This is a genomic window from Acinetobacter sp. RF14B, from assembly GCF_006864105.1.
Classification (GTDB): Bacteria; Pseudomonadota; Gammaproteobacteria; order Pseudomonadales; family Moraxellaceae; genus Acinetobacter; species Acinetobacter lwoffii_C.
In genome coordinates, this window is sequence record NZ_SMTB01000251.1 from 1 (window position 1) to 498 (window position 498).

1 protein-coding gene is annotated in these 498 nt (G+C 54.4%); it reads right to left on the reverse strand.

All coding sequences use genetic code 11. The features are described 5' to 3' along the window. The coding region (locus tag E2K52_RS15660) for a P-loop NTPase (protein WP_319922813.1) at positions 1-396 on the reverse strand (396 nt) is incomplete at its 3' end. Between the last annotated feature and the right edge of the window lie 102 nt (positions 397-498).

Sequence of the window (498 nt, forward strand, 5' to 3'; positions counted from 1 at the left end):
CAGATAACCAATTGAATTGGTTGCCAGGCCATGAGACACAATCGGTGCCATATGGGTACCGTCCGGCGAAGTTGGACGCTGATTTTCTGCGCCCAGCATGGTGGGAATTGATGGGCCGTAGATATCGGCGTCCAGAATGCCGACTTTCGCCCCTTCCGCCGCCAGTGCCAGCGCCAGGTTTACCGCCGTGGAGGATCTACCCACGCCGCCTTTACCGGTACTGACCGCAATGATGTTCTTCACACCATTAATACCCGGCTGGTTCTTCACGCGTTTTAAGGTGGCGATATTGTGCGACAGTTTCCAGTCGATAGCTTTCGCCCCGGTGATACGCAGCAGTTCGGCGCTACATTGCTCTTTTAACTCTTCAAACGCGCTATGCCAGACGAATGGCATAACCAGTTCCACATGCAACGTGTCGTCCATCCAGGCGACATGGTGCAACGCTTTCAGCGTGGTGAGGTTATGCTTCAGGGTTGGGTGCTGAAAATTGGCCAG